The following is a 7,671-nucleotide window of genomic DNA, read 5'->3' as shown; positions in this document are numbered from 1 at the left end:
GGTACACCCGCGCGGATCTCAACGACTACTTGGCGCGGCTCCGGCGCCACGAACCGGACGCGCCTGCTCCGGAACTCGGGGAGGCCGCCTGACCCCCGACGAACTAACGCCGACGACCACTAGTTGCGGCCAAGGCGTCGGCTCAGCACAGAGTCGACTCGCCGATCTTCACGACCGACAGCACCGCATCGCCCTCACCGATGAGTTCGCCCGCGGTCGGCGTCTGACCGACGACCACCCAGTTCGCATCGAGCACCTGGCGACGCCCCTGCCCCGTCGCATCCTTGCTGCGGGAGAAGAACACCCCCTGCTCCTGGATCAGATCCTGCGCGGCCTGCAGGTTCATGCACATCACGTTCGGCATGGCCACCAGAACCGGCGCCGCAGTCGCCGATGCCGACGAGGCAGGTGCGACCACTCCCCCGGCCGGGCCGGGCACTGCCACCGGCGACGTCGCCGGTGCCACCGCGGCGCTCGTCGTCGACCGTGCGGATGTGGTCGTCGTGGCCTGCGCCGTCGCCGTCGCGGTGGGCGCCTGGTCCTCCGTCGAGCCACAGCCGACGAGCACGACGGCCGCCAGACAGGTTCCCACCAGTGCCGCCGACCGCGTGACCTTCTTGTGCTTCCGCATCGTCATCGAGAATTCCCCCTCGTTCCGGCCACCGGTCTCGGTGGCGCGTTGTTCCCGGACGAAGTTGTACAGGACCCGTCCGACAATTCCCGCGCGCGACTTCGTCTCCTGCACGCACGATTGCGCGCGCGGGGCGTCAACTCGCGCGCGGGGGCCGCGGCCGGCGTTAGTGTCGACTGCGAACCTGCCGGACTCGGGAAGGATCGTGATGTCACTCGGAACCGTTGTCGTCACCGGAGGCACAGGCGGCCTCGGCGTCCCTGTCACGACGCATCTGCTGGACGTGGGGTGGCGGGTGGTGGTGCCGGCCCGGTCGCCGTCCGGCGCTCTCCCCGAGCACCCGCGGCTCGAGCAGGTGCGCTGCGACGTCGGCGATCCCGCGCAGGTGGCCGACGTCGTCGCGGTGGCCGCGAACGATGAGGGCGCCCCGTTGACAGCGCTGGTGAACCTCGTCGGCGGTTTCGCGTCGGGGCCACGCACCCACGAGGCCGACCCGGACATCCTGGATCGGCAACTCGATCTGAACGTGCGCACCACGTACACGATGCTGCGAGCAGTTCTTCCGCATCTCGTCGCGCACGGCGGCGGGGCGATCGTGTCGACATCGTCGGGGGCGGCCGTGAAACCGTTCCCCGGCGGGGTCGCCTACAGCACCGCCAAGGCCGCGGTCCTGGCGCTGGCCGAGTCGATCGCCGTCGAATACAAAAAGGACCACATCCGGTCGAACGCGCTGCTGCCCGGCGTGATCGACACCCCCGCCAACCGCGCCGCGATGCCGGACTCCACCCGCGCCGGCTGGGTCGACCCGGTCGACATCGCAAAGGTGATCGCGTTCCTGATCTCCGGCGACGCGATCGCGATCAGCGGCGCCGCAATCCCGTTGGGGCTCTGACCGGCTCAGATCCCCAGACGCACAGCCAGCTCGTCGCCGCCGGCCTCCCGGATCAGGTCCGGGTCGCCGCACACCACCAGTTGATCCCGCGCCCGAGACAGTCCGACGTACAGCCGTTCACGTGAACGCTCCTGCAGCACAGTCTCGTTCACGGCGAGTACCACGGCCCGCCGTTCGAGTCCCTTGAAGCCGAGGACGTGCCCGTAGAACACCTGATCGGTGTCCCAGAAACTCTGCCAGTACTCCTCGTTGCCGCCGCGCTGCCGCGACACCTGCTCGGGGTGCCGGCTGCCGGTGGAGAGCAGCGCCAGATCCTCGGGCCGCCAACCCTCGTCGAGGAGGGCGTCGACCTGGTCGTCGGCGACACCGAGCGCGTCCCCGGAGGTGCAGGGCACGAACCGGACGTCGGGGCCGTCGCCGCCGAGCAGTTTCATCCGCTGCCCGACGAGCGGCCTGAACGAGCCCGCGATCTGCCGGGTATTGCGCAGGTTCTGGTCGAGGACCAGCGGCACCAGCTGGACCGGCGGCACCCCCTGCCGGTCGAACACCCGCTGCCCCTCGTCGCTGAACACGAAGATGCCGCCGTCGTCCTCGTCGGTGAGCGACGCCAGCAGTGGCTCCCACCAGGCGTCCGCGAAATCCTGGGCCTCGTCGACGACGACCGCGTCGAACCGCTGCGCCGGCGGCAGATCCGCTGCGAGCGACGCCATCCGCTGCGGCAGGTCCTGTTCCCAGAAGCGGACGGTGTCGGCGGTGCGGATGGATTCGTCGGGGCCGTCCGGTGCACCCCACAACTGTCCGAGGGCGTGGAACTCGCCGACGTAGGCGGGCCGGTACTTACGCGGCCAGCCCGCGGTGAGCCGCTGCAGATACGACGCCAGCCCGTGCGAATAGCAGATCAGCGCAACACGCTTCCCGGATTTGGCGAGACGCCGCGCCTGCTCCGTCGCCAGATACGTCTTACCGCTGCCGGCGCCGCCGCGGACCTCGACGCGGTGCAGCAGCCGGATCGCGTCGAGGACGACGGCCTGCTGTGCGGTGAGCGCGTCGGCGGCGTCCTCGTTCGCCATCGCCCGTGCGACCACGTCCCGCTGCGGCAGCCCGCGGCCGGACAGCACGTCGGCGAGACCGTCGATACCGTCACCGCCGAGCGCGGACCGACCCTGCTGGTTGCCGATCAACACCTTCGCGATCCGGTACACCAACTGGTCGAGTTCGGTGCGGTCCACGATCTTCCAGCGCGGGCAGTCGGCGATCGCGAAGTCCTGCGAGATCTCCGCGTTGGGGAACACCACCATGTGGTCCCAGTGCACCCGGCCGTGCGTCCACGACGGCGCGCTCTCCACGAAACTCCGCAGTGCGTAACAGGATTCCCGCACCTGACGCACCGGATCGATCACCGTCGGACCGCGCCGACGATCCTGGTACCAGTCGGTGCCGTCGTGCCAGATCTCGCCGCCCTTCACCTCGAGGCACACGATGCCCTGCTCGGTCGCCACGAGAAAGTCGATCTCGTGGTCCTTGAGATGATCGGTGACCCTTTTCCCGGCCACCACCAGATCACCGTCCCCGAGCTGCATCAGCAGCGCCTCCCACACCCGCCTCTCGGATGCGTTCTGCAGGGCCGGGACCTCCGGGATTCGCAACGGCATGCGGACAGCATGGCACGACCGGACAACCGGCCCGACCCCTACCGTTCCCGGCGTGCGGTGAGTGCCGCGATGTCCCCGCCGAGGGCGGTCCGGAAGGTGCCGAGGAGTGTTTCGATCTCGTCGAGTTGGTCGCCGACCTGCCGGGTGTTGGCGGCGGACAGTTCCCGGTTGCCGGAGCGGGCGATGAGGTCGTCGATGCGGGTGTCGAGGCTGGTGGCCCACCGCATGGATGCGGCGGCCCGCAGCTGGGTTTCGGCCTGCGACAGCAGGTCCCCGATCCGGGCGAGTGCGGCGACCCGGTCGACGAGTTGATCCCACACCGGTTCGATCGCCGTCCGCCGGGAGGTGACGTGGTCGCGGGCTTCCGGGGTGGATGCGGCCGCGGTGTCGAGTTCGGCGACGATCCCGGACAGGGCGACGGCGTCGACGGCGATCTGGGTGACCTCGTCGGCCAGATCCAGTTGGGCGCGCTGCAGCGCGAAATGTTCCGAATGCCATGCCGCCGATCCCTCGATCCGGTCGCACAGCAGGCCGGTCAGGAACAGCAGGGTGTCGAAGCGGTCGGTGAACCGGTCGTCGTCCGGCACCGTCGTCCGTTCCAGGGCGGCCGCGGCCCGGCGTCCGACGTCCGACGCGCGGGTGCCGTCGGAGCCCCGCACCATCCGCTCGGCGGTGGCCTCGACCATCGCGTTGTGCATCTCGTGCAGTTGCCGGCGGGCCACCGGCAGCGGCGCCGGGGTGCGGGCCAGGGCATCGAACAGGGCGCCCCGCTGCTCCGGATCGAGGTGCAGGCCGTCGCGGCGTTCCCGGCGGATGGCCCGCACCCCGGATGCGTAGTGCACGGTCGACATCGTCAGCGCCGTCCGCAGCCCGTCGATCCGTTTCCCCACCTCGGCCGCCCGATACCGGTAGGTCAGCTGCTTCGGACCGGGCCGCAGCGACGCGACCCGCCCCAGCAGACGCTGATGTTCGTCGGCGAGGAGCCGCAGCTCCCCGAACCCGCCGATCGACGGCAGACCCCGTCCGGCGAGGCGCCGGGCCGCGAGGATCCGCCGGATGTCGGCGTCGACCCGACCGGCCGCGACCAGGACGGCCGCGGCATCCGACAGCGGCGCGTGCCGGCCGTCGAGGCGTGCGCCGTCACACCAGCGGCGGATGTCGCCGTCGATCCGTTCGGATGCGGGCATGCTGCCTCCTCGGGGAGCCGTCTGCCCACCACTGTCCCAGAAACCGGCGGCGACCGCCGCGGCCTCAGTCGATGACGGCGTCGCTGTACACCGGCGGATCCCCCAGGAACGGCCGGTGCGACGGCGGCTGCTTCCCCTCGAGATCGGTGACGCCGAGTTCGAGCGCCACCTCGGCGCCGACCAGGACGCGTCCGCTGCGCTTCATCAGGTCGGGGTCCTTCGCGAGGGCATCGATGACCCGGCCCGGGAACTCCGCCGACTCCGCGGTGGCGGCCAGGCCGTCGTAGGCACCCGGGTTGGCGTCGAACCCGGCCTTCGTGCGCTCGGTGAGCAACAGCCCCATCCACAGCGAGACGACCGCGACATTGAACGGGCGGAAGTCGACCGCCATGTCGTGCGCCATCTTGTCGACTGCGGCCTTGCCCGCGCCGTACGCGGGACCGTGCATGTAGCAGGTGCCACCGAACGACGACGTGTTCACCACCAGGCCCTCACCGTTCGCGGCGAGCAGCGGCGCGGCGTAGTAGCTGGACACGTAACTCGACCGCATCCCGACGTCGAACAGGTCGGTCAACGCCAGCGGCTTCTCCCAGAACGGGCCCTTCATGGTCAGGGCGTCCGGCACCGCCAGCGCATTGTTGACGAGGATGTCGAGGCGGCCGTGCTCCTCCCGGATCCGCGCGAACAGCGCCTCCACCTGGGCGTCGTCGCTGTGGTCGAGGACGACGGGGATACCGGTGCCGCCGCGGGCGGTGATCTCCTCGGCCGTCGCGAACACCGTCCCCGGCAGCGGCGCATCCCCCTCGGTGGCCGTGCGCCCGGTGACGTACACCGTCGCGCCCGTCGCCCCGAGTGCCAGCGCGATCCCCTTGCCCGCCCCGCGGCTCGCGCCGGTGACCACCACGATCCGATCCGAACTCAACCCCACCACGACCTCCGTTCACCGAACGACCACCGACTGTGGCCCACGTCTCATTTACCACACCGCACCGTCCGGCTCCGGCACACCACCGTTCCCGGTGGACGGGAGGCGGAGCCGCAGGCCCACTGCGACTGCCGCAGGGGTTCTCCCTATCGACAACCCCTGCGACCACAGGACAACCCCTGCGGCACCTGAACTGATTGAATCGAGCCATGACGCAGGACACCCCGGACCGCCCGCTGCACGGTGTGCGGGTACTCGAGCTCGGCAACTACATCGCCGCCCCCACCGCGGGCCGGATGCTCGCCGACTTCGGCGCCGAGGTGATCAAGGTGGAGCGGCCGCGGACCGGTGACGAGATCCGGAACTGGCGGCTGTACGCGGGCAGCACGTCGATGCTGTTCCGGACGATCAACCGGAACAAGAAGTCGATCGTGCTGGACCTGCGGTCGGAGCGGGGCCGGCAGCTGGTGCTCGACCTGGCCGCCGAATGCGACATCGTGCTGGAGAACTTCCGGCCCGGCACCCTCGAGAAGTGGGGCATCGGCCCCGAACAGCTCAGCGCCGTCAACCCGGAGTTGGTGATCACCCGGATCTCGGCGTTCGGGCAGACCGGCCCGCTGTCGCAGCGACCCGGTTTCGCGGCGGTCGCCGAGGCCGTCGGCGGTTTCCGGGAACTCGTCGGCGACCCGGACCGGCCACCGGTGCGGGTGGGGGTGTCGATCGGCGATTCCATCGCCGGCCTGTACGCCGCGTTCGGCGCGGTCATGGCGCTCTACCAACGCACAGCACGGGCTGGTACGCCACTTCCGTTGTCGCAGCGCATCATCGACGTCGCCCTCAACGAGTCGATCATGTCGATGATGGAGTCGCTGGTCCCCGACTATCTCGCGTACGGCGTGCAACGGGAGCGGGTCGGTGGACGCATGGAGGGCATCGCCCCGTCGAACGCGTACCCGTGCGCCGACGGCACCAGCATCATCATCGCCGGCAACGGGGACGCGATCTTCCAGCGCTACATGGAAACCATCGAACGCCCCGACCTCGCCGCCGACCCGGACCTGACGACCAATGCCGGACGCTGGGCGCGCCGCGACGAACTCGACGCCGCGATCGGCGCGTGGACGTCCCGCCGGACGCGCGACGACGCGCTGGCGATCCTCGACACCGCCGGGGTGCCGTCCGGGCCGATCTACACCGCCGCCGACATCGTCGACGACGCACAGTACAACGCTCGCAACATGATCCAGACGTTCCCGGTGGACATCGGGGGCACCACCCCTCAACCGGTGGGTTTTCCGGGCATCGTCCCGGTGATCGGCGAGACGTCGCTGCCGATCGACCACGTCGGACCCGATCTGGGCGAGCACACCCGTGAGGTGCTCGCGCAGGTCCTCGGCCTGTCCGACACCGAGATCGACCGCATCGTCGCCGAGACGGAGGAGCCGTGACGTATTCGATCACGCCCCAGCCGATCCTGCGGGACGTCACGCTGCGCGACGGCCTGCAGTTGACCGGCAAGCTGCTGCCGACCGCACGCAAGGTCGAGATCGCCCGCGCCCTGCTGGCACTCGGGGTTCCCGAACTCGAGATCGGGTCGATGGCCCGGCCGGACCTGGTGCCGCCCATGGCGAACACCCTCGAGCTGATCGCCGCACTGACCACCGACGAACTCGCCCGCTGCTGGGTGTGGGTGGCCACCCCACGGCACGTCGAGAAGGCCGCGGCCGCCGGTGCCCGCAACTTCCAGTACTGCTTCTCCGCCTCGGAATCCCACAACCGGGCCAACATCGGCCGCAGCGTCGACGACAGTCTCGCGGCGATGCCGGCGGCGATCGAACTCACCCGGGCCGTGGGCGGACGCATCCAGTTGTGCATCGCCACCGCGTTCACGTGCCCGTTCGAGGGCGAGACCCCGGCCGACCGGGTGCTGGCGATCGCGACCGATCCGCGCGGCGACGGCGCCGACGACATCGTCCTGGCCGACACGCTCGGGCAGGCGGTGCCCGCGCAGGTGGCCGCCCTGGTCGCCCGGGTGAAGGCCGAATCCCCGCGCCGGCGCATCGTCTTCCACGGCCACGACACGTGGGGTCTCGGGGTCGCGAACACGCTCGCCGCGATCGCCGCCGGTGCGGACGTGGTCGACGGATCACTCGGCGGGCTGGGCGGTTGCCCGTTCGCGCCGGGCGCGTCCGGGAACACCTCCACCGAGGACATCGCGTTCGCGACCCGCCCGGACTGGCTGACACCGGCCACCCTCACCGCGCTCGTGGACGTCGCGGCCCCCATACTGGACGAACTGGGCGAGCCGAACCGGTCCCGGACCGCGGAGGGAAACCGTTCGCAGGCACACGCTTTCGCGTGGGTGCGTCCCGCCGGCTGATCCG

General features: G+C 70.5%; 7 protein-coding genes. 3 read left to right on the top strand and 4 right to left on the bottom strand.

The genetic code is table 11. The features are described 5' to 3' along the window. Positions 1-142: 142 nt before the first annotated feature. The gene (locus E0497_RS20835) at positions 143-745 is read right to left on the bottom strand and encodes a PASTA domain-containing protein (RefSeq protein ID WP_241665874.1); all 603 of its coding nucleotides are present in this window, start codon (positions 743-745) and stop codon (positions 143-145) included. Positions 746-839: 94 nt separating this feature from the next. Between E0497_RS20835 and E0497_RS13755 the strand changes: the two genes are divergently transcribed. Then, positions 840-1,523: an SDR family NAD(P)-dependent oxidoreductase gene (locus tag E0497_RS13755; protein ID WP_137725371.1), complete on the top strand. Its 684-nt coding sequence runs from the start codon at positions 840-842 to the stop codon at positions 1,521-1,523. 5 nt (positions 1,524-1,528) lie between these two features. On the opposite strand, the gene E0497_RS13750 is transcribed toward E0497_RS13755, so the two are convergent. The 3 genes from E0497_RS13750 to E0497_RS13740 all read right to left on the bottom strand — a co-directional run bounded on the left by E0497_RS13750 (position 1,529) and on the right by E0497_RS13740 (position 5,284). After that, positions 1,529-3,175, bottom strand: a complete 1,647-nt coding sequence (locus E0497_RS13750; protein WP_137725366.1) for a nuclease-related domain-containing DEAD/DEAH box helicase — start codon at positions 3,173-3,175, stop codon at positions 1,529-1,531. A gap of 38 nt (positions 3,176-3,213) precedes the next feature. Further along, positions 3,214-4,362 carry a hypothetical protein gene (locus tag E0497_RS13745; protein ID WP_137725365.1) on the bottom strand — a complete coding sequence of 383 codons (1,149 nt, stop codon included), beginning with the start codon at positions 4,360-4,362 and terminating at the stop codon, positions 3,214-3,216. Between the two features lie 64 nt (positions 4,363-4,426). After that, on the bottom strand, positions 4,427-5,284 hold the full coding sequence (locus tag E0497_RS13740; protein WP_170312976.1) for an SDR family NAD(P)-dependent oxidoreductase: 858 nt from the start codon (positions 5,282-5,284) through the stop codon (positions 4,427-4,429). 212 nt (positions 5,285-5,496) lie between these two features. On the opposite strand from E0497_RS13740, the gene E0497_RS13735 reads away from it, so the two are divergent. Together E0497_RS13735 and E0497_RS13730 are read left to right on the top strand one after the other, a co-directional pair. Further along, complete coding sequence (locus E0497_RS13735; RefSeq protein WP_137725363.1) at positions 5,497-6,735, top strand: CaiB/BaiF CoA transferase family protein; 1,239 nt, start codon at positions 5,497-5,499, stop codon at positions 6,733-6,735. Continuing rightward, on the top strand, positions 6,732-7,667 hold the full coding sequence (locus tag E0497_RS13730; protein WP_137725362.1) for a hydroxymethylglutaryl-CoA lyase: 936 nt from the start codon (positions 6,732-6,734) through the stop codon (positions 7,665-7,667). The genes E0497_RS13735 and E0497_RS13730 overlap by 4 nt, the downstream gene beginning before the upstream one ends. Positions 7,668-7,671 lie beyond the last annotated feature (4 nt).

This window comes from Prescottella subtropica (assembly GCF_005434945.1).
Classification (GTDB): domain Bacteria; phylum Actinomycetota; class Actinomycetes; order Mycobacteriales; family Mycobacteriaceae; genus Prescottella; species Prescottella subtropica.
The sequence above is the reverse complement of the archived record's forward strand: the minus strand, read 5'-3'. Positions and strand labels throughout refer to the sequence as shown.

Coding starts and splice junctions, on each gene's coding strand:
- E0497_RS13755 (WP_137725371.1), top strand. CDS start 840: ATGTCACTCGGAACCGTTGTCGTCACCGGAGGCACAGGCGGCCTCGGC.
- E0497_RS13750 (WP_137725366.1), bottom strand. CDS start 3,175: ATGCCGTTGCGAATCCCGGAGGTCCCGGCCCTGCAGAACGCATCCGAG.
- E0497_RS13745 (WP_137725365.1), bottom strand. CDS start 4,362: ATGCCCGCATCCGAACGGATCGACGGCGACATCCGCCGCTGGTGTGAC.
- E0497_RS13735 (WP_137725363.1), top strand. CDS start 5,497: ATGACGCAGGACACCCCGGACCGCCCGCTGCACGGTGTGCGGGTACTC.